Source organism: Streptomyces sp. NPDC052107 (assembly GCF_040680215.1).
Classification (GTDB): domain Bacteria; phylum Actinomycetota; class Actinomycetes; order Streptomycetales; family Streptomycetaceae; genus Streptomyces.
Window position 1 is genome coordinate 13,273 of record NZ_JBFAWG010000017.1, and the last position, 19,851, is coordinate 33,123.

The window sequence follows — 19,851 nt, forward strand, 5'->3', positions numbered from 1 at the left end:
GGCCGTCTCGATCGACGGGCTTCCCCTTGACTCAACGGGCGTTCCCCTTAAATCAACGGGCGTTCACGGCAGCACACCTGCGACAATCGACCCCATGACCACCACGCTCAAGTCGAAGCTGCAGGACGACCTCAACGCCGCGATCAAGGAGCGCGACGAGCTCCGCTCCTCGACGCTCCGGCTGACGCTCGCCGCGATCACCAAGGAGGAGGTCGCGGGCAAGGAGAAGCGGCAGCTCTCCGACGACGAGGTCCTCAAGGTGATCACCCGCGAGGCGAAGAAGCGCCGGGAGGCGGCCGATGCCTTCGCGCAGGGCGGCCGTGCCGAGTCGGCCGAGCGGGAGAAGGCGGAGGGCGAGGTGCTCGCCGAGTACCTGCCCAAGCAGCTGTCCGACGACGAGCTGAACGCGATCGTCGCCCAGGCCGTGGAAGAGGCGAAGGCGGCCGGCGCCGAGGGGCCGCGGGCCATGGGTGCCGTCATGAAGATCGTGAACCCGAAGGTGGCCGGCCAGGCTGAGGGCGGCAGGGTGGCCGCCGCGGTGAAGAAGCTGCTCCAGGGCTGACCCCCACCAAGGGGCACCTCAGCACCACTGGCACCTCAGGCACCACGCACATATGACGGCGGCGGGGCCGCACCCTCGGCCGAACCGAGCGGTGCGGCCCCGCCGCCGTACTCGCATCAGGGGGGTCACCCCCGCCAGCCCCCGTTTCCGTTCCCGTTGCTGCCGCCGTTCGTCTGCCCCTGGACCAAGTTGCCCGGGAGGGAGAAGGTCGGTGTCGGGAAGGCGCCGCCGGTCGCGTCACCCGTGGTGCCGCCGTTGACCGTGCCGCCGTCCGTCAGTCCGCCGATCAGTCCGCCGATCCCGCCCGTGCTGTTCCCCCCTTGTCCTTTTCCCTGACCATCCCCCTTCTTGTCGTCGGGGATGTCGATCAGGTTGAAGTCCTCCACGGGTTTGCCGCTCAGCGCGCCGGTCATCATGTCGCGCCAGATCGGGCCGGGGACCTGGCCGCCGTAGACCTTCTCGTTGTAGACGCCGCCGATGGTGATGTTGTTCATGTGGCGCTTGTGGGCCGGGTCGCCGACCCAGACCGCGCCCGCCATGTTCGGGGTGTAGCCGACGAACCAGGCCGCGTAGCGCTCGTCCGTCGTACCCGTCTTGCCCGCGCTCGGGCGGTCGCCGAGGCCGGCCTGCTGGCCGGTGCCGTCCTCGACCACGCCCTTGAGGATCGTGCTGATGGTGTCGGCGGTCTTCTCCGACATCGCGCGCGAGCAGGTCGACTTGGGCACCTGGAGGGACTTCTCCGCGCTGCCGACCTTCTGCGTGATCGACTCTATGGCGACCGGGGTGCAGTACATGCCGCGCGAGGCGAAGGTGGCGTACGCGTTCGCCATCGTCAGCGGAGACATCTCCTGGCTGCCGAGCGCGAGGGAGGGGGCCTGGACGAGCGCCCGGCCGTCCGCGCGCTGCACGCCCATCTTCTGCGCCATGTCGGTGACGGGGCAGATGCCGATGTCGCTGATCAGCTGCACGTAGTAGGTGTTGACCGACTTGGCGGTCGCCTCCTTCATGCCGTACGGGCCGTGCTCCGACTCGTTCTCGTTCGTCAGCTTGGCGGGGTTGCGCGGGTCGTTGCGCCACACCTTGCCGTCACACGCCTGCACCGGGCTCGGGTACGTCATCTCGTACGGCGACGAGTACTGCTGCGTCGGGGACTTGCCGCCCTCGATCGCGGCCGCCGCGACGATCGGCTTGAACGTCGAACCGGGCTGGTAGCCGGCGCCGCCGCCCATGTCCGAGTTGACCGAGAGGTTGATCTGCGTCTCGTTCGTGCCGAAGCCGTACGGGCGGGACTGGCCCATGGCGAGGATCTTGCCGGTGCCCGGCTCGACGATGGTCGCGGCGGTCGCCACGGGGTCGGACTGGTAGACGTGGTTCTTGATGGACGCCTGCACCGAGTCCTGCGCCTGCGGGTCGAGCGTCGTACGGATCGTCAGACCGCCCTGGTTCCACAGCTTGGCCCGGGACTCCTTGGTCTTGCCGAAGACCGGGTCGTTCAGGACGACGTCGCGGACGTAGTCGCAGAAGAAGCCGGCGCCCTTGACCGCGGTGATGCAGCCGTTCTTGGGCTGGCTCGGGTGCAGTCCGAGCGGCTTCTCCTTGGCCTGGTCGGCCTCCTTCTGGGAGATGTCGCCGACGTCCGCCATCCGCTGGAGCACGGTGTTGCGCCGCTTGGTGGCCTCCGCCTCGTCATTGACCGGGTCGAAGCGGCTCGGGGACTGCACGATGCCGGCCAGCAGCGCCGACTCCTGGAGGTTCAGGTCCTTGGCGTGCTTGGAGAAGTAGCGCTGGGAGGCGGCCTCGACGCCGTAGGCCTGCTCGCCGAAGAAGGTGATGTTCAGGTAGTTCTCGAGGATCTTCTTCTTGCCGAGCTTCTCCTCGATCTGGATCGCGTACTTCAGCTCCTTGATCTTGCGACCGAGGGTCTGCTGGGTGGCCTCGGCGACCTTCGTGGGGTCGTCGCCAGCCTCCTCGATGAAGTAGTTCTTCACCAGCTGCTGGGTGAGCGTGGAGGCGCCCTGGGCGACGCCGCCTTCCTGCGCGTTCTTGTTCAGGGCGCGCAGCACGCCCTTGAGGTCGATCGCGCCGTGCTCGTAGAAGCGCGCGTCCTCGATCGCGACGATCGCCTTCTGCATGTACGGCGAGATGTCCTTGAGGTCCACCACCGTACGGTCGCGGGAGTAGACGCTCGCGATCTGATTGCCCTGGTTGTCCAGGATGGTCGTGCGCTGACTGAGCTGGGGACTCTTGAGGTTGGCCGGAATCTCGTCGAAGCTCTGGACCGAGCCCTTGGCCGCGAGGCCCAGCGCGCCGGCCGCGGGCAGCGCGATGCCCGCCATCACGGCTCCGGCGAGCACACTGACTCCGAGGAACTTGGCGGCCTGCTGCGTTGGCGACAGACCACCACCCGAGCGCTTCTTTGGCATGGGGGCAGCCTAATCCGTACTGATGAACGTTCCGAAGGAGCGACCGCATCACGGCACGGCAAAGGGGGACGCCGACGTTCCCATTCGCCGGACACGCGCGCAGGCCTTGGCCTAAGCTGCTCTCAACTGTCACAGCAGTGCGGTCACGTATCAATACGTCCGGCGACCCCGAATCGTTCCGGGCGTACCGCGTTTTTTCGCACGCGGGGGCGGGACCGGTTCCTGAGGGGGACGTGTCCGAATCCGCCTCGTGTGTCACCCGGCGTCCGTTGTGGCGCACCACAGCTGTCCCGGTTTGCCGGGATGGTCGTGTATGTCGCCAGCTCACTCCCGCGGGTGATCTGCCGTTAACCCATAGTCCGTTCGGGCCATTCAAGATTGGGCCCGAAGGGGGTGTTGCGCTGTGTCCACCTTCCGTAACGTCCTCAACTGGCGGCGGTGAATATGCCGCTGCCGCCGTGGGGGAGCCTCGATTCGGGAGAGGACGGCGCCGGTATGGGCTGGGTTACCGACTGGAGTGCGCAGGCTGCCTGCCGCACTACCGATCCGGATGAACTGTTCGTTCAGGGAGCAGCGCAGAACAGGGCCAAGGCGGTGTGCACCGGATGCCCGGTACGCACGGAATGCCTGGCCGACGCGCTGGACAACCGCGTGGAGTTCGGCGTGTGGGGAGGCATGACGGAGCGGGAGCGCCGCGCACTGCTGCGCCGCCGGCCCACCGTGACCTCCTGGCGCAGGCTGCTGGAGACCGCCCGCTCGGAGTACGAGCGCGGGGCGGGCATCGTGCCCCTCGACAACGACGAGGTGTATGAGAACTACGCGGCGGTGAGCTGAGGGAGCCGAGGGCATGTACCTCCGGCACATCCGCGGGGCACACGGCTCCGGCCCGGCACACGCCACGGGAATCTTCGGGCGTGCGCCACGGGAAGCCGGGTGGGCAGAGGCCCGGGGGTGCCGAGCGGGTACATGCCGGGGCACGGGAAGCGACGAGGTGGGAAGCGCCGGTCGGGCCTACGCCTGGGGAAGCCACGATCGGCCTTGCGGCCCCGCCTGCGGAGACGGTGGTCGGCCTCGCGTCCACGCGTGAGCCGCCGTCGCCGTCCGTTCGTACGCGCAGCCGACGCCGTTCGTATGCACGTGTGTCACCCACGCCGTCCGCATATGTGACGCACGCTTCCCGCGCATGCCTTGTTCACGTCGGTCGCGCGTGTGCCACCCACGCACGCACGACCGCTCGCCACGCGGTGCCATGCGAGGTGTCGCGGCCAACAGTCCCGTAGCCGTCGGCCCCTGGCCGCGCTACGGCAGCACCGTCTGCCCTGTCGCGCCCGCTGCCAGCCGGGTGCCGATGTCGCGCAGGCCGGTGAGGTCGTGGACATCGCCGGGCAGCGCGGGTACTTCGACGACCGCCACCTCGGGGTGGCGGGCGGTGAAACGGTCACGCGTGCGCTGCTCGCGCGAGAGCAGCTGCATGCGATCGGCGTGCAGTCGCAGCAGTCCCGCGGTGAGCCGGTCGACGGAGTGCTCCTTGTCGGCGGGGGAGCCTTCCTCGGAAGCCGGGGCGTCGGTTGCGGCCTCGGATGCGGGAGATCGCGAACTGCCGTATAGGTCGGGAGAGTTACGAAGTCCAGCTTTCCCGCCCCCCTGATCCACAATGCGGGGGTCCTCAAGATTTTCGGCGGCGGCGAGCGCCCGCTCGGCCGACAGCCGGCCGGCGCCGCTGCCATGGACCCGGTTCAGCACCAGACCCACCAGTGGCATCTTCTCCGCCGCCAGCCGCTCCACGAAGTACGCCGCCTCACGCAACGCGTCCCGCTCCGGGGCCGCGACCACCAGAAACGCCGTACCGGGCGCCTGGAGCAGCTTGTACGTGGCGTCCGCGCGCGTACGGAACCCGCCGAACGTGGTGTCCATCGCCGCCACGAACGTCTGGACGTCCTTCAGCAGCTGACCACCCAGCAGTTTGCCGAGCGTCCCGGTCATCATCGACATGCCGACGTTGAGGAAGGCCATGCCCGCGCGCCCGCCGAGCTTGGCGGGGGCGGTCAGCAGGCGGATGAGCCGGCCGTCGAGGAAGGAACCGAGCCGCTTCGGCGCGTCCAGGAAGTCCAGCGCCGAGCGGGACGGCGGGGTGTCGACGACGATCAGGTCCCACTCGTCCTTCGCGCGCAGCTGGCCCAGCTTCTCCATCGCCATGTACTCCTGCGTGCCCGCGAAGCCCGCCGAGAGCGACTGGTAGAAGGGGTTCGCCAGGATCGTGGCCGCCCGCTCGGGGTCCGCGTGCGCCTCCACGACCTCGTCGAAGGTGCGCTTCATGTCGAGCATCATGGCGTGCAGTTCGCCCTCGCCCTCGGTGCCCTTCACCCGGCGCGGGACGTTGTCGAGGGAGTCGATGCCCATCGACTGGGCCAGCCGCCGCGCCGGGTCGATGGTCAGCACGACCACCTTGCGGCCCCGCTCGGCCGCTCTGAGCCCGAGGGCCGCCGCGGTCGTCGTCTTGCCGACCCCGCCCGAGCCGCAGCACACCACGATCCGGGTCTTCGGGTCGTCCAGCAGCGGGTCGATGTCCAGCACGCGCGCGGGGGAGAGACCGTGGGTCTTCTCCCGCCCGTCGGCCTTCTCCTGCCCGTCGGCTTTCTTCCGCCCCGCGGCCTTCTCCGGCCCTGCGACCGTCTGTGCTGTTTCGGGTGCCTCGGGTGCCTCGGCCGGGTCCGGACTCATGTCAACCCCTGCTTCCGCAGCTCGGTGGCGAGTTCGTACAGGCCCGCCAGGTCCATGCCCTCGGCGAGCAGCGGCAGTTCGCCGAGCGGCAGGCCCAGCTCGCCGAGGACCGCGCGCTGCTCCTGCTCCAGCGCGTACCGCTCGGCGTACTCCGCCGCCTGCCGCAGCAGCGGGTCCACCAGCTTTTCCGCGTTCCCGCCGCGCCGGGCCCCGCCCAGGCCCGCGGCCGAGAGCGCCTGTGCGACGGAGGAACGCTCCACGGCCCGTACGAGTTCCAGGTCGGTCGCGTCCAACACCTCCGGCCGGACCATGTTCACGATGACCCGGCCCACCGGCAGCCGGGCCGCGCGGAGTTCGGCGATGCCGTCGGCGGTCTCCTGGACCGGCATCTCCTCCAGCAGCGTCACCAGGTGCACGGCCGTCTCCGGCGACTTCAGCACCCGCATCACCGCCTGTGCCTGATTGTGTATCGGGCCGATCTTCGCCAGGCCCGCCACCTCGTCGTTCACGTTCAGGAAGCGGGTGATGCGGCCCGTCGGCGGGGCGTCCATGACGACGTAGTCGTACACGAACCGCCCGGAGCGGTCCTTGCGGCGCACGGCCTCGCACGCCTTGCCGGTGAGCAGGACGTCCCTGATGCCCGGTGCGATGGTGGTGGCGAAGTCGATCGCGCCCAGCTTCTTCAGGGCCCGGCCCGCGCCGCCTAGTTTGTAGAACATCTGGAGGTAGTCCAGAAGGGCCAGTTCGGCGTCTATGGCGAGGGCGTACACCTCGCCGCCGCCGGGGGCGACCGCGATCTTCCGCTCCTCGTACGGCAACGCCTCCGTCTCGAAGAGCTGGGCGATGCCCTGCCGGCCCTCGACCTCCACGAGAAGCGTCCGCTTCCCCTCGGTCGCGAGGGCCAGCGCCAGTGCGGCGGCGACCGTCGTCTTTCCGGTCCCGCCCTTGCCGCTGACGACCTGGAGCCTGCTCACGTCTTCGAGACTAACCAGTCCGCTCGACACTCACGCGCGAGGCTGTGGATAACGCAGGTCACTGTCCCCGAGATCACAGGTCACTGACCCGGGGGCCGCGGGTGGCCGTACCCGAGACCACAGCGGCTACAGTCGGCCCCATGACCAAGAAGTGGGAATACGCCACCGTGCCGCTGCTCGTCCATGCCACGAAGCAGATTCTCGACACCTGGGGCGAGGACGGCTGGGAGCTCGTCCAGGTCGTGCCCGGGCCCAACAACCCCGAGCAGCTCGTGGCCTACCTGAAGCGGGAGAAGCAGGCATGAGCGCGGTCGAGGCGAAGCTGGCCGAACTGGGCCTGACCCTGCCGGAGGTCGTACCGCCGCTGGCCGCGTACCAGCCGGCCGTGCAGTCCGGTGCGTACGTCTACACCGCCGGCCAGCTGCCGATGGTCGAGGGCAAGCTGCCGGTCACCGGCAAGGTCGGCGCCGAGGTCACCGCGGAGGAGGCCAAGGACCTGGCTCGCACCTGCGCGCTGAACGCGCTGGCCGCCGTGAAGTCCGTGACCGGCGATCTGGACCGCATCGCGCGCGTGGTGAAGGTCGTCGGCTTCGTCGCCTCCGCCTCCGACTTCACCGGGCAGCCCGGTGTCGTCAACGGCGCCAGCGAACTGCTCGGCGAGGTCCTCGGCGACAAGGGTGTGCACGCCCGCAGCGCGGTCGGCGTCGCGGTGTTGCCGCTGGACGCGCCGGTGGAGGTCGAGATCCAGGTCGAGCTCGCCCAGTAGCCCACAGCGGCAGCCCACCGCGGCCCTCTGACCTCGGGCACCTCTCGAACATTCGCCCTACACGGGATAGCCTCCGCCCATGGCGAACGGTCAGTGGTACCCCCCGGAGTGGCCGGACCGCATCCGCGCGCTCGCGGACGGCACCCTCACCCCGGTGTCCCCCAGGCGCGCGGCCACGGTCCTGCTCCTGAAGGACACGCCGGACGGCCCCGCGGTCCACATGCTGCGCAGACGCGCCTCCATGGCCTTCGCCGGAGGCGCGTACGCGTATCCCGGAGGCGGTGTCGACCCCCGCGACGACGACCGTCTGGTGCGCTGGGCGGGCCCCACGCGCGCGTGGTGGGCTGAGCGGCTCGGCGTCGACGGGTCGGGCGCCCAGGCGATCGTCTGCGCGGCCGTACGGGAGACGTACGAGGAGGCCGGTGTCCTGCTCGCCGGGCCCGACGCGGAGTCGGTCGTCGGCGACACCACCGGGGAGGACTGGGAGGCGGACCGGGCCGCGCTGGTCGCGCGCGAGCTGTCCTTCGCCGAGTTTCTGGACCGGCGCGGGCTGGTGCTGCGCTCGGACCTGCTGGGCGCATGGACCCGCTGGATCACCCCGGAGTTCGAGGCCCGCCGCTACGACACCTGGTTCTTCGTGGCCGCCCTGCCCGAGGGCCAGCGCACCCGGAACGCCTCCACGGAGGCCGACCGCACGGTGTGGATCCGCCCCGCCGAGGCCGCCGCCCGCTACGACAAGGGCGAGCTGCTGATGATGCCGCCCACCATCGCCACCCTGCGCCAGCTGACGCCGTACGCCACGGCCGCCGAGACGCTCGCGGCGGCCCCGGGGCGCGACATGACGCCGGTGCTCGCCCGCGCCCGCCTCCAGGACGGCGAGATTGTCCTGTCCTGGCCGGGGCACGAGGAGTTCACGAAGCACATTCCGACGGCTCCGACGACCCCCGGTGGAGGCCCCGCATGACCGACGCAGCCACCCTGCCGGGCCAGCCCCGCGGCCAGGTGCTCTCCGGCCCGGCCACCGAACGGGCCGTCAACGTCCTCGCGCCCAACGCCTCCGCGATGACCCTGGACGGCACCAACACCTGGATCGTCGCCGAGCCCGACTCCGAGCTCGCCGTGGTCATCGACCCGGGCCCGCTGGACGAGGGTCATCTGCGGAACGTCGTCGACACCGCCGAGGACGCCGGCAAGCGCATCGCCCTGACCCTGCTCACCCACGGCCACCCCGACCATGCCGAGGGCGCCGCCCGTTTCGCGGAACTGACCCGCACGCGCGTGCGTGCCCTCGATCCGGCGCTGCGCCTGGGCGACGAGGGCCTGGCCGCCGGGGACGTGATCACCATCGGCGGCGTGGAGCTGAGGGTCGTCCCCACCCCCGGGCACACCGCGGACTCACTCTGCTTCCATCTCCCGGCCGACCGGGCGGTGCTGACCGGCGACACCATCCTCGGGCGCGGTACGACGGTCGTGGCGCACCCCGACGGCCGCCTGGGGGACTATCTGGACTCCCTGCGCCGCCTGCGCTCCCTCACCGTCGACGACGGCGTGCACACCGTCCTGCCGGGTCACGGGCCGGTCCTGGAGGACGCCCAGGGAGCCGTCGAGTTCTACCTCGCCCACCGCGCCCACCGGCTCGCCCAGGTGGAGACGGCGGTCGAGGACGGCTACCGCACCCCGGCCCAGGTCGTCGCCCACGTGTACGCCGACGTGGACCGCTCCCTGTGGCCGGCGGCGGAACTGTCGGTACGGGCCCAGCTGGACTACCTGAGCGAGCACGGGCTGATCTGATCGGCTAGTCCGGTCTGGGTGCTTTGACGCCGTGCACGCGCGCGTACTCGTCAGCGAGCCAGGGTCCGAGGTCGTCCACGTACGACCGCAGCACCTCCGGATCGCCGACGGGGTCGTGGCCGTGGAGCGCCGCCGTACGCAGCTGTGCGGCCTGCTCCCGGTAGTACGCGCCGAACACCTCGGCCATCTCCCCAAGATCGCTGGTCCAGCCGTTCCAGCGGGGCATGACCAGCGTGAAGCCGGTGCGGACGAGGTGCCGGGACATGAAGCGCACCAGCGGTCGCCGGGCCTCCTCGGTGTCCTCGGCGTCCGCGATCCGCTTCCGCCAGCGGGGCAGCCACAGTGCCAGGTCGCCGTTGGTCTCGCGGGCGAGCAGGGAGTCGGGGCGATAGCGCGGCAGGTACTCGGCGAGGTCCTCGCCGAGCAGCGGGGTGCACAGACAGGCGACGAACCAGCCCAGGTCGTACCGCTCCAGGTCGCTCAGTAGCCGGTCCCTGCCGTACAGCAGCGTGCCGACGCCGTCGATCTGCGGGAACTCCTTGTCGACCGCCTCACCGAGCGCCCGTACGTCGTCCCGGTCGGCGCCGGCCGGCTCGTCCCGGAGCGCGACGAACAGGTCCAGGTCGCTGCGGCCCACGCGCGCGGTGCCACGCGGGATCGACCCATAGAGGTAGGCGCTGTGCAGCCGGGCTCCGAAGACATCCAGCAGCCCGTCGCGCGCTGCGGCCACGACGGGACGGAAAACGCGGGACACGCGCGCGAGGGAGCCTTCGCGTGCGATGAAGCCCTGGTCGTCGAGCCCGGGCCGACGGATCGTTTCAGCCATGGGGCAACTGTGCCGCCATGTGTGGCGGCCGTGCGGCACATTGTCGGCGCGGCCGGCATCGGCGGCCCAGGCGGCAGCCCCCGGGCGGCAACGACAGCGGGGCCCGGCTCGCGAGGAGCGGACCCCGAGGTCGTACGGCCGGGACCAGCGTCAGCGGGAGCGCTTGGCCAGCCTCTCCACGTCCAGCAGAATCACGGCCCGTGCCTCCAGGCGGAGCCACCCGCGCTGGGCGAAGTCCGCCAGCGCCTTGTTCACGGTCTCGCGCGAGGCGCCGACCAGCTGGGCCAGCTCCTCCTGCGTGAGGTCGTGGACGACGTGGATGCCCTCCTCGGACTGCACGCCGAAGCGGCGCGACAGGTCCAGCAGGGCGCGGGCCACGCGGCCGGGGACGTCGGAGAAGACCAGGTCGGACATGGCGTCGTTGGTCTTGCGCAGGCGGCGAGCGACGGCGCGCAGCAGGGCGCCGGCCACCTCGGGGCGGGCGTTCAGCCAGGGCATGAGGTCGCCGTGACCGAGGCCGAGCAGCTTGACCTCGGTCAGCGCGGTCGCGGTCGCCGTGCGGGGGCCCGGGTCGAAGAGCGCCAGCTCGCCGATCAGCTCGCCGGGGCCGACGACGGCGAGCATGTTCTCGCGGCCGTCGGGGGAGGTGCGGTGCAGCTTGACCTTGCCCTCGATGACGACGTACAGCCGGTCCCCGGGGTCGCCCTCGTGGAACAGGGAGTCGCCGCGTGCGAGGGTCACCTCGCTCATGGAGGCGCGAAGCTCCGCGGCCTGCTCGTCGTCGAGAGCCGCGAAGAGCGGGTTGCGCCGCAGAACGTCGTCCACTGAGTTCTCTCCTTGTCGACCTGCTCAGGGGATCTTGCTCCCCCGAGTGCCAGGGGACCGTGTTCCCCATTTTGCCGGACGGTCCAAACAGTGTGATCTGTCACAAGGATGCCGCACCGATGTCCCGAGGTAAGCGTCAGGGGTCCAATCGGGGTCCGATCAACCGGGTCCGGGGCGGATGTCGGTGCCGGGCTCTAGGCTGGCCGGGTGTCCAAATCGCCGGTGAGAGCACAGGCCAAGGGGGCTTAGCGGGTGGTTGTACGTCGCGATTCCGCTGTGGGCGAACAGGGCCCCGGCGGTAGTAAGAAAACCGCAAAAACGACAAAAAAGGCCGCGTCGGCCAAGAAGGCGGCCTCAGCGAAGAAGGCAGCGCCGGCCAAGAAGGCGGCCTCGACCAAGAAGGCGGCCTCCGCCAAGAAGGTCGCCCCGGCCAAGAAGGCGGCCTCCGCCAAGAAGGTCGCCCCGGCCAAGAAAGTCGTGGCGACAGGGCAGGTCGTGGCCGTGAAGAAGGCGGCGCCCGCCAAGACGGTCGCCGTCAAGCCGCCAAGGGACGAGTCCCGTACGGCCCTGGTCCGCCGCGCCCGCCGCATCAACCGCGAACTCGCCGAGGTGTACCCGTACGCCCACCCCGAGCTGGACTTCGAGAACCCCTTCCAGCTGCTGGTCGCCACCGTGCTGTCGGCCCAGACCACCGACCTGCGCGTCAACCAGACGACCCCGGCGCTCTTCGCGAAGTACCCGACCCCCGAGGACCTGGCCGCCGCCAATCCGGAGGAGGTCGAGGAGATCCTGCGCCCCTGCGGGTTCTTCCGGATGAAGACCAAGTCGGTCATGGGACTCTCCAAGGCCCTCGCGGAGGACTTCGGCGGCGAGGTGCCCGGCCGGCTGGAGGACCTGGTCAAGCTGCCCGGCGTCGGCCGCAAGACCGCCTTCGTCGTGCTCGGCAACGCGTTCGGGCGGCCGGGGATCACCGTGGACACCCACTTCCAGCGGCTGGTCCGGCGCTGGGAGTGGACCGGGGAGAGCGACCCGGACAAGATCGAGGCGGCCGTCGGCGCGCTGTTCCCGAAGAGCGAGTGGACCGACCTCTCCCACCACGTGATCTGGCACGGCCGCCGTATCTGCCACGCCCGCAGGCCCGCCTGCGGCGCCTGCCCGATCGCCCCGCTCTGCCCGGCCTACGGCGAGGGCGAGACCGACCCGGAGAAGGCGAAGAAGCTCCTGAAGTACGAGAAGGGCGGCTTCCCCGGCCAGCGCCTGAAGCCCCCGCAGGCCTACCTCGACGCGGGCGGCAGGCCGGCCCCGCCACTGGGGGCCGCGTGACGGAACGATCTCGGGGTCCTCGGGCGTTGGACAGGCAGAGCGACGGGGGTGGCGATGGCGAGGGCCAGTGAGACGCGGGGCGGAGCGGTGACGCTGAGCAAGGAGGGGCTTCCGGAATGGCTGGCGCCGGTGGTGCGGGCCGCCGAGACGATCGAGCCGCTCCAGCTGAGTCGCTTCCTGCCGCCGGAGAACGGCTCGGGCCGCAAGTCGGCCGTGCTGATCCTGTTCGGTGACGGCGAGCGCGGCCCGGAGCTGCTGCTGATGGAGCGGGCCGGCTCCTTGCGCTCGCATGCCGGGCAGCCGTCCTTCCCCGGCGGCGCGCTCGACCCCGAGGACGGCGATCCGCATGCCGACGGACCGCTCAGGGCCGCGCTGCGCGAGGCCGAGGAGGAGACCGGCCTGGACCCCGCGGGCGTCCAGCTCTTCGGTGTGCTGCCCGCGCTGTACATCCCGGTCAGCGGCTTCGTCGTCACGCCCGTGCTCGGGTGGTGGCGCGAGCCCAGCCCAGTGGGCGTCGTCGACCCGAACGAGACGGCGCGGGTCTTCACGGTCCCCGTGGCGGATCTCACGGACCCCGCCAACCGCGCCACCACCGTCCACCCCAGCGGCCACCGAGGTCCGGCATTCCTGGTCGAATCGGCCCTGGTGTGGGGCTTCACGGCCGGGGTGATCGACCGCCTGCTGCATTTCGCGGGCTGGGAGCGCCCCTGGGACAGAGGGAAGCAGGTCCCACTCGACTGGCGGTCATGACAGGGTGATCCCGTGCGGTGTTTTCCGGGGGACGCTGGGTCCCTGTGCCACCGCGTGGCGGGCCGGACCCCCGGCCGGGCCGCGGGGACCGGAGTGAGTAGGCGAGGCCTGAAGCGGTGAACGTGCTGGACATCCTGTTGCTGGTCGCGGCCGTGTGGTTCGCGGTCGTGGGCTACCGCCAGGGCTTCGTCGTCGGCATCCTGTCGGTGATCGGGTTCCTGGGCGGCGGCCTCGTCGCCGTGTACACGCTGCCCGTGATCTGGGACGCCGTGACCGGCAAAGCGGACGTCGGCACCACCGCCGCCGTAGTCGCCGTGGTCGTCGTCATCGTCTGCGCGTCCGTCGGCCAGGCCCTGACCACCCACCTCGGCAACAAGCTGCGCCGGTACATCACCTGGTCGCCGGCCCGCGCCCTGGACGCCACCGGCGGCGCCCTGGTCAACGTCGTGGCCATGCTGCTGGTCGCCTGGCTGATCGGTTCCGCCCTGGCCGGCACCACCCTGCCCACGCTGGGCAAGGAGGTCCGCGGCTCCAAGGTGCTGCTCGGCGTCTCCCGCGCGCTGCCCGCGCAGGCCGACACCTGGTTCGCGGACTTCTCCTCCGTCCTGGCGCAGAACGGCTTCCCGCAGGTCTTCAGCCCGTTCGCCAACGAGCCGATCAAGGACGTCCAGCCGCCCGACCCGGCCCTCGCCAACAGCCCGGTCGCCGTGCGCGCCCAGCGCTCCATCGTCAAGGTCACCGGCACCGCCCAGAGCTGCGGCAAGGTCCTGGAGGGCACCGGCTTCGTCTTCGCCGACCGCCGGGTCATGACCAACGCGCACGTCGTCGGCGGCGTCGACTCGCCCACCGTGCAGATAGGCGGTGAGGGCCGCAAGTACGACGCCAAGGTGGTCCTGTACGACTGGAAGCGCGACCTCGCCGTGCTCGACGTACCCGACCTGAAGGCGAACGCCCTGCGGTTCTCCGCGAAGGACGCGGCCGGCGGTGACGGCGCGATCGTCGCGGGCTTCCCGGAGAACGGCTCGTACGACGTGCGCGCCGCGCGCGTGCGCGGGCGCATCACCGCCAACGGCCCGGACATCTACCACCACGGCACCGTCCGCCGCGACGTCTACTCGCTGTACACGACCGTCCGCCAGGGCAACTCGGGCGGCCCGCTGCTCACCCCCGACGGCCGGGTGTACGGCGTCGTGTTCGCCAAGTCCCTCGACGACGCCGAGACCGGTTACGCCCTCACGGCGGACGAGATCCAGCCCGACATCCAGCAGGGACGTACGGCGAACGAGCAGGTGGGTACGGACAGCTGCGCCCTGTGACCCTCGGGAGGGCCTACGGCCCCTCAGAGGGACCCCCGGGCAGGCTCAGCCGCGCGGGTGACGCAGACGCACCGAGACCCAGCGGGCCCGGCGGCGCAGGATGCGCGGAATTCCCACGCGGAGGTCCGCTTCCGCGAGTTGCGGGTTGCCTCGCTGAGAGGTGCTCACACCGGCGCCAGAGCGGCGGTTGCGGGGTGCGTCACTGTAGTCGTGCGTCCAGCCCATACCCCGACGTGTGCCCCTGCCCGAAGGTCGATAACCGCCTGAGCGCCGCCCAATTGGCCTATGCGGCAGGCATGTGGCCGTTCGGCGGACAACTGTTCAGGAAGCGGATACTCCACGCATCGAACCGTCACCGCACGGTCACCGACGTCCATCACCGATACGAGTGACCATCACCGCACTACGAGACCGGTGCGGGCGAACGTCACCGGTCCGGCTCGGGATCCTTCAGCCAGTTGACGAGCTCCGTGGAGAGGGCGGCCGGATCCTCCTCGTGCGGGAAGTGGCCGAGGCCGTCGAACAGGCGCCAGCGGTACGGCGCTTCGACGTACTCGCCCGAACCGGCGGCGCTGCGCGTACGCGTCACCGGGTCCAGCGAGCCGTGCAGATGCAGCGTGGGCACCCGCACCGGCCGCTTCATCCTGCGGTTGAACTGGATGCCGTCCGGGCGGGCCAGTGAGCGCACCAGCCAGCGGTACGGCTCGATCGAGCAATGCGCCGTCGACGGGATGCACATGGCCCGCTGGTAGGTCTCCACCGCCTCGTTCTCCGGCGGCCGCGGCCCGGACCAGTCCCGGATCAGCCGGCCCACCATCGCACCGCCGTCCGCGGTGAGTTGACGCTCCGGAATCCACGGCCGCTGGAAACCCCAGATGTAGGAGTTGGCGGCCGTCTGCCGGGCGTCCCGCAGCATCGCCGCGCGCCAGCGCCGCGGATGCGGCATCGAGACGACCGCGAGCCGCCGTACGAGCTTGGGTCGCATCGCCGCCGCCGTCCACGCCAGATAGCCGCCCAGGTCGTGGCCGACCAGCGCCGCGTCCGGTTCGCCGAGCGAGCGGATCACTCCGGTGACGTCGAGCGCGAGGTTGGCGGGGTCGTAACCGCGGGGCGTGCGGTCGCTGCCGCCGACGCCCCGCAGGTCCATCGCCACCGCCCGGTAGCCCGCGTCCGCGAGCGCGACCAGCTGGTGCCGCCAGGTCCACCAGAACTGCGGGAAGCCGTGCAGCAGCAGCACCAGGGGGCCGTCGCCGAGTTCGGCGATGTGGAAGCGTGCGCCGTTGGCGGCGACGTCCCTGTGCGTCCAGGGACCATCGATGCGTACGGCCGAGGGGGCGGGGTCCGTCATGACTGTGAGCGTGCCACAGCCTCGATGGCCACGGGGGCCCGATCCTCGGGCAGCTCCGCGCGCGGGTGCGGCTTGGCGTTCTGCAGCACGCCCGCCGTCGCCTTCATCGAGGCGGCCACCTTCTGCGGGCCCTGGCCCTTCTTGGCCTTCTTGGCGAACACCGTGCCGATCAGCGCGAGGAGGCCGGCGATGACCACGTTCGCCGCGAAGGACAGCACGAAGCAGACCGCCAGGTTCCAGCCGCTCCAGGTCCGGATGCCGTAGGCGAGGGCGAAGTTGAGCATCGGGAGCGAGAAGACGAGCAGCACCAGGGCCGCCGTGAACGCGCCGCCGCTGGCCGCGCCGCGCCGGACGTCCTGCTTCAGCTGGGCCTTGGCCAGGGCGATCTCGTCGTGCACCAGCGCCGACATTTCGGTCGTCGCCGAGGCGAACAGCTGGCCGATGCTGCGTTCGGCGCCGACCGGGCTGCCGTCGGGTGCGCTCATCGCGTTCTCCCTCAGAAGTCTCTTGTGCCGCGGGCGTGCCGTGCCGTCGTAGGTCGTACGCATGCCGTCGTACGTCCTACGCGTGCTGTACGCGGCCGGCGGGCCCGCTCGTGTGGCCGTCTTGTTTTGTACCGTCTCGTCAGATCATGCCGGACGGTCGTCCTCATCGCCTGCCCCGCCCGGTACTTCCTGAAGCCCGTGGCGCGCGGCGGCGGCCTTCTCGGCGGCGATCCGGCGGTGTTCGGCGGCCTTGCGCTCGTGGATCCGGGCCATGCGCAGGTGATAGGCCGGGTCGTCCTGTTCGTAGACGTCCGGGATGCCGTCGAGGTCCTCGTCGCGCTCCTCTTCCTCGCACAGCCTGCGGTACTTGGCGTTGCGTACCTTCAGCAGCACCGTCGCGCACAGCGCCGCGAGGAGCGATCCGGTGAGGACGGCCGCCTTGACCTCGTCGGTGAGGACGGCGTCGCCGGCGAAGGCGAGTTCGCCGATGAGCAGGGAGACGGTGAAGCCGATGCCGGCGAGGGAGGCCACCGCGAAGACGTCGGCCCAGGCGAGGTCCTCGCTGAGGGAGGCGCGGGTGAAGCGGACGGTCAGCCAGGTGCCGCCGAAGATGCCGATGGTCTTGCCGACGACCAGGCCGAGGACGACGCCGAGCGTCTCCGGTTTGGTGAACACGTCCCCGAGCGCCCCGCCGGAGACCGCCACCCCGGCGCTGAACAGCGCGAACACCGGCACGGCCAGTCCGGCGGACAGGGGCCGCACCAGGTGCTCGATGTGCTCGCCCGGCGAGTGCTGCTCATCCTCCCGGGGGGTGCAGCGCAGCATCAGGCCCATCGCCACGCCGGCGATGGTGGCGTGCACGCCGCTGTTGTACATCAGCGCCCAGTTCACCACGGCGAGTGGCACGTACACGTACCAGCCGCGTACACCCTTGCGCAGCAGCAGCCAGAACACCGCCAGTCCGGCGGCGGCCCCGCCGAGCGCGGCGAAGTTCAGCCGGTCGGTGAAGAAGATCGCGATGATCAGGATCGCGAAGAGGTCGTCGACCACCGCGAGGGTGAGCAGGAAGGCGCGCAGCGAGCTGGGCAGGGAGGTGCCGATGACCGCGAGGACGGCGAGCGCGAAGGCGATGTCGGTCGCGGTGGGCACCGCCCAGCCCTGCGTCGAGCCGTGCCCGGTGAGAGCGGTGAGGGCGTAGACGAGCGCGGGTACGGCCATGCCGCACAGCGCGGCCACCACGGGCAGTACGGCCGCCCTGGGGTCGCGCAGGTCCCCGGCGACCAGTTCTCGCTTGAGCTCGATACCGGCGACGAAGAAGAACACCGCGAGCAGGCCGTCGGCGGCCCAGTGCGCCACGGACAGGTTCAGTCCGAGCGCGCCGGGGCCGAGGTGGAAGTGGCTGACGGACTCGTAGCTGTGGTGCAGGGCGGGGATGTTCGCCCAGATCAGCGCCGCCACAGCGGCGAGGAGCAGCAGGACACCGCCGACGGTCTCGGTCCGCAGCGCGTCCGCGACGAAGGCCCGCTCGGGCAGGGACAGACGTCCGAGGACCTTACGAGGGGCTTTCGGGGTACGGGGCGCGGCCACGGCGGGAACCTCCGGGGTCGGTACGGCGATGATCACGCCGTCGCCCGGGATCGCCGACGGCGTCGCCGACCAGACTTCCCGGCACACCCTGAGATCGCCATTTTACTCGATTTTGACGCCGGAGGTTAGTGAGGCGAACGAAACGGGCGCCCGGTACTGTCACCGGGTGCCCGTCGCTGCCGTTGCGCCTAGTCCTCGTTGGGCGCCGCGGGTAGCTTCGCCTGGATGAGGTCCATGACCGTGCTGTCGGTCAGCGTGGTCACGTCACCGAGCTGGCGGTTCTCGGCCACGTCCCGCAGCAGACGGCGCATGATCTTGCCGGAGCGGGTCTTGGGCAGCTCGGCCACCGGCAGGATCCGCTTGGGTTTGGCGATCGGGCCGAGCGTGGCGCCCACGTGGTTGCGCAGCTCGCCGACGAGCGTCTCGGTCTCTGCGGCCGTACCGCGCAGGATGACGAACGCGACGATCGCCTGGCCGGTGGTCTCGTCGGCGGCGCCGACGACGGCCGCCTCGGCGACCGACGGGTGGGAGACGAGCGCCGACTCCACCTCGGTGGTGGAGATGTTGTGCCCGGACACGAGCATCACGTCGTCCACCCGGCCCAGCAGCCAGATGTCGCCGTCGTCGTCCTTCTTCGCACCGTCACCGGCGAAGTACTTGCCCTCGAAGCGGGACCAGTAGGTGTCGATGAACCGCTGGTCGTCGCCCCAGATGGTGCGCAGCATGGACGGCCACGGCTCGGTCAGCACCAGGTAGCCACCGCCGCCGTCGGGCACCTCGTTCGCCTCGTCGTCGACGACGGTGGCGGAGATGCCGGGCAGCGGGGTCTGCGCGGAGCCGGGCTTGGCCTCGGTGACGCCGGGCAGCGGCGAGATCATCATCGCGCCGGTCTCGGTCTGCCACCAGGTGTCCACCACGGGCGTCTTGTCCGCGCCGATGTTCTTGCGGTACCAGATCCACGCCTCGGGGTTGATGGGCTCGCCCACCGAGCCGAGGACGCGCAGGGAGGACAGGTCGAACTTGGCGGGGATGTCGTCCCCCCACTTCATGAACGTCCGGATCGCCGTCGGCGCGGTGTAGAGGATCGTGACCTTGTACTTCTGCACGATCTCCCAGAACCGGCCCTGGTGCGGGGTGTCCGGCGTGCCCTCGTACATGACCTGCGTCGCGCCGTTGGCCAGCGGGCCGTAGACGATGTACGAGTGCCCGGTGACCCAGCCGACGTCGGCCGTGCACCAGTACACGTCCGTCTCCGGCTTGAGGTCGAAGACCGCCCAGTGGGTGTACGCCGTCTGGGTGAGGTAGCCGCCGGAGGTGTGCAGGATGCCCTTCGGCTTACCGGTCGTGCCGGAGGTGTAGAGGATGAACAGGGGGTGCTCGGCCTCGAACGCCTCCGGGGTGTGCTCGGCGGACTGCCGCTCGACGCGCTCGTGCCACCACACGTCCCGGCCCTCGGTCCACGCCACGTCCTGGCCCGTACGGCGCACCACCAGAACATGCTCGACGTTGTCGACCTTGGAGATCGCCTCGTCCACGGCCGGCTTGAGCGCGGACGGCTTGCCGCGCCGGTAGCCGCCGTCGGCGGTGATGACGACCTTGGCGTCCGCGTCCTGGATGCGGGTCGCGAGCGCGTCCGCCGAGAAGCCGCCGAAGACCACCGAGTGGGCGGCGCCGATCCGGGCCGAGGCCAGCATCGCGATCGCCGTCTCCGGGATCATCGGCATGTAGATGGCGATCCGGTCGCCCTTGCGGACACCCAGCTCCAGCAGGGCGTTGGCCGCCTTGCAGACCTCGTCCTTCAGCTCGGCGTAGGTGATCGAGCGGCTGTCGCCGGGTTCACCTTCGAAGTGGATGGCGACCCGGTCTCCGTGCCCGGCCTCCACATGCCGGTCCACGCAGTTGTAGGCGATGTTCAGTTCGCCGTCCTTGAACCACTTGGCGAACGGCGGGTTCGACCAGTCCAGCGTCTCGGTCGGTTCCTTGGCCCAGGTCAGCCGGCGGGCCTGCTCGGCCCAGAAGCCGAGCCTGTCAGCCTTGGCCTGTGCATACGCCTCCGCGGTGACGTTGGCATGCGCGGCCAGGTCGGCGGGGGGCGCGAACCTGCGTTCTTCCTTGAGCAGGTTGGCCAGGCTTTCGTTGCTCACGACATCTCCC

Annotated in this window: 19 protein-coding genes; 9 read left to right on the plus strand and 10 right to left on the minus strand. The window is 70.6% G+C overall.

Annotated features, from left to right (window positions below; genetic code table 11):
• The first annotated feature begins 94 nt into the window (after positions 1 to 94).
• A complete protein-coding gene (locus tag AB0M27_RS20350) occupies positions 95 to 562 on the plus strand; it encodes a GatB/YqeY domain-containing protein (RefSeq protein WP_365723249.1) in 468 nt (155 codons plus the stop codon).
• A gap of 125 nt (positions 563 to 687) precedes the next feature.
• On the opposite strand, the gene AB0M27_RS20355 is transcribed toward AB0M27_RS20350, so the two are convergent.
• Positions 688 to 2,985 carry a transglycosylase domain-containing protein gene (locus AB0M27_RS20355; protein ID WP_365723250.1) on the minus strand — a complete coding sequence of 766 codons (2,298 nt, stop codon included), beginning with the start codon at positions 2,983 to 2,985 and terminating at the stop codon, positions 688 to 690.
• Between the two features lie 495 nt (positions 2,986 to 3,480).
• On the opposite strand from AB0M27_RS20355, the gene wblA reads away from it, so the two are divergent.
• A complete protein-coding gene (gene wblA, locus AB0M27_RS20360; RefSeq protein ID WP_018547931.1) occupies positions 3,481 to 3,819 on the plus strand; it encodes a transcriptional regulator WblA in 339 nt (112 codons plus the stop codon).
• Positions 3,820 to 4,284: 465 nt separating this feature from the next.
• Here wblA and AB0M27_RS20365 read toward each other — a convergent pair whose 3' ends face one another.
• On the minus strand, positions 4,285 to 5,706 hold the full coding sequence (locus AB0M27_RS20365; RefSeq protein ID WP_365723251.1) for an ArsA family ATPase: 1,422 nt from the start codon (positions 5,704 to 5,706) through the stop codon (positions 4,285 to 4,287).
• Positions 5,703 to 6,680 carry an ArsA-related P-loop ATPase gene (locus tag AB0M27_RS20370; protein ID WP_365723252.1) on the minus strand — a complete coding sequence of 326 codons (978 nt, stop codon included), beginning with the start codon at positions 6,678 to 6,680 and terminating at the stop codon, positions 5,703 to 5,705. Before AB0M27_RS20370 ends, AB0M27_RS20365 begins: the two co-directional genes overlap by 4 nt.
• A gap of 140 nt (positions 6,681 to 6,820) precedes the next feature.
• Here AB0M27_RS20370 and AB0M27_RS20375 point away from each other — a divergent pair, with 140 nt between their 5' ends.
• The 4 genes from AB0M27_RS20375 to AB0M27_RS20390 all read left to right on the plus strand — a co-directional run bounded on the left by AB0M27_RS20375 (position 6,821) and on the right by AB0M27_RS20390 (position 9,237).
• The gene (locus AB0M27_RS20375; RefSeq protein WP_136744038.1) at positions 6,821 to 6,985 is read left to right on the plus strand and encodes a DUF4177 domain-containing protein; all 165 of its coding nucleotides are present in this window, start codon (positions 6,821 to 6,823) and stop codon (positions 6,983 to 6,985) included.
• Entirely contained in the window at positions 6,982 to 7,446 is a 465-nt protein-coding gene (locus AB0M27_RS20380) for a RidA family protein (RefSeq protein WP_365723253.1), read from the plus strand. The genes AB0M27_RS20375 and AB0M27_RS20380 overlap by 4 nt, the downstream gene beginning before the upstream one ends.
• Positions 7,447 to 7,525: 79 nt before the next feature.
• Complete coding sequence (locus AB0M27_RS20385) at positions 7,526 to 8,410, plus strand: NUDIX hydrolase (RefSeq protein ID WP_365723254.1); 885 nt, start codon at positions 7,526 to 7,528, stop codon at positions 8,408 to 8,410.
• On the plus strand, positions 8,407 to 9,237 hold the full coding sequence (locus tag AB0M27_RS20390; RefSeq protein ID WP_365723255.1) for an MBL fold metallo-hydrolase: 831 nt from the start codon (positions 8,407 to 8,409) through the stop codon (positions 9,235 to 9,237). Before AB0M27_RS20385 ends, AB0M27_RS20390 begins: the two co-directional genes overlap by 4 nt.
• A gap of 4 nt (positions 9,238 to 9,241) precedes the next feature.
• Here AB0M27_RS20390 and AB0M27_RS20395 read toward each other — a convergent pair whose 3' ends face one another.
• A complete protein-coding gene (locus tag AB0M27_RS20395; protein WP_365723256.1) occupies positions 9,242 to 10,063 on the minus strand; it encodes a nucleotidyltransferase in 822 nt (273 codons plus the stop codon).
• Positions 10,064 to 10,213: 150 nt separating this feature from the next.
• Positions 10,214 to 10,888 carry a Crp/Fnr family transcriptional regulator gene (locus tag AB0M27_RS20400; RefSeq protein WP_365723257.1) on the minus strand — a complete coding sequence of 225 codons (675 nt, stop codon included), beginning with the start codon at positions 10,886 to 10,888 and terminating at the stop codon, positions 10,214 to 10,216.
• 276 nt (positions 10,889 to 11,164) lie between these two features.
• Between AB0M27_RS20400 and nth the strand changes: the two genes are divergently transcribed.
• The 3 genes from nth to AB0M27_RS20415 all read left to right on the plus strand — a co-directional run bounded on the left by nth (position 11,165) and on the right by AB0M27_RS20415 (position 14,277).
• Entirely contained in the window at positions 11,165 to 12,211 is a 1,047-nt protein-coding gene (gene nth / locus AB0M27_RS20405; RefSeq protein WP_365723258.1) for an endonuclease III, read from the plus strand.
• 54 nt (positions 12,212 to 12,265) lie between these two features.
• Complete coding sequence (locus AB0M27_RS20410; protein ID WP_365723259.1) at positions 12,266 to 12,961, plus strand: CoA pyrophosphatase; 696 nt, start codon at positions 12,266 to 12,268, stop codon at positions 12,959 to 12,961.
• Positions 12,962 to 13,077: 116 nt separating this feature from the next.
• Positions 13,078 to 14,277: a MarP family serine protease gene (locus AB0M27_RS20415; RefSeq protein WP_365723260.1), complete on the plus strand. Its 1,200-nt coding sequence runs from the start codon at positions 13,078 to 13,080 to the stop codon at positions 14,275 to 14,277.
• A 45-nt stretch (positions 14,278 to 14,322) separates the two neighbouring features.
• On the opposite strand, the gene AB0M27_RS20420 is transcribed toward AB0M27_RS20415, so the two are convergent.
• The 5 genes from AB0M27_RS20420 to acs all read right to left on the minus strand — a co-directional run bounded on the left by AB0M27_RS20420 (position 14,323) and on the right by acs (position 19,841).
• Complete coding sequence (locus tag AB0M27_RS20420) at positions 14,323 to 14,502, minus strand: hypothetical protein (protein ID WP_365723261.1); 180 nt, start codon at positions 14,500 to 14,502, stop codon at positions 14,323 to 14,325.
• Positions 14,503 to 14,704: 202 nt separating this feature from the next.
• A complete protein-coding gene (locus AB0M27_RS20425) occupies positions 14,705 to 15,625 on the minus strand; it encodes an alpha/beta hydrolase (protein WP_365723262.1) in 921 nt (306 codons plus the stop codon).
• On the minus strand, positions 15,622 to 16,110 hold the full coding sequence (locus AB0M27_RS20430) for a phage holin family protein (RefSeq protein ID WP_365723263.1): 489 nt from the start codon (positions 16,108 to 16,110) through the stop codon (positions 15,622 to 15,624). The genes AB0M27_RS20425 and AB0M27_RS20430 overlap by 4 nt, the downstream gene beginning before the upstream one ends.
• Before the next feature lie 144 nt (positions 16,111 to 16,254).
• Entirely contained in the window at positions 16,255 to 17,697 is a 1,443-nt protein-coding gene (gene nhaA, locus AB0M27_RS20435; protein WP_365723369.1) for a Na+/H+ antiporter NhaA, read from the minus strand.
• A gap of 188 nt (positions 17,698 to 17,885) precedes the next feature.
• Positions 17,886 to 19,841, minus strand: coding sequence for an acetate--CoA ligase (acs, locus tag AB0M27_RS20440; protein ID WP_365723264.1), 1,956 nt, complete (start codon positions 19,839 to 19,841; stop codon positions 17,886 to 17,888).
• Positions 19,842 to 19,851: the final 10 nt, after the last annotated feature.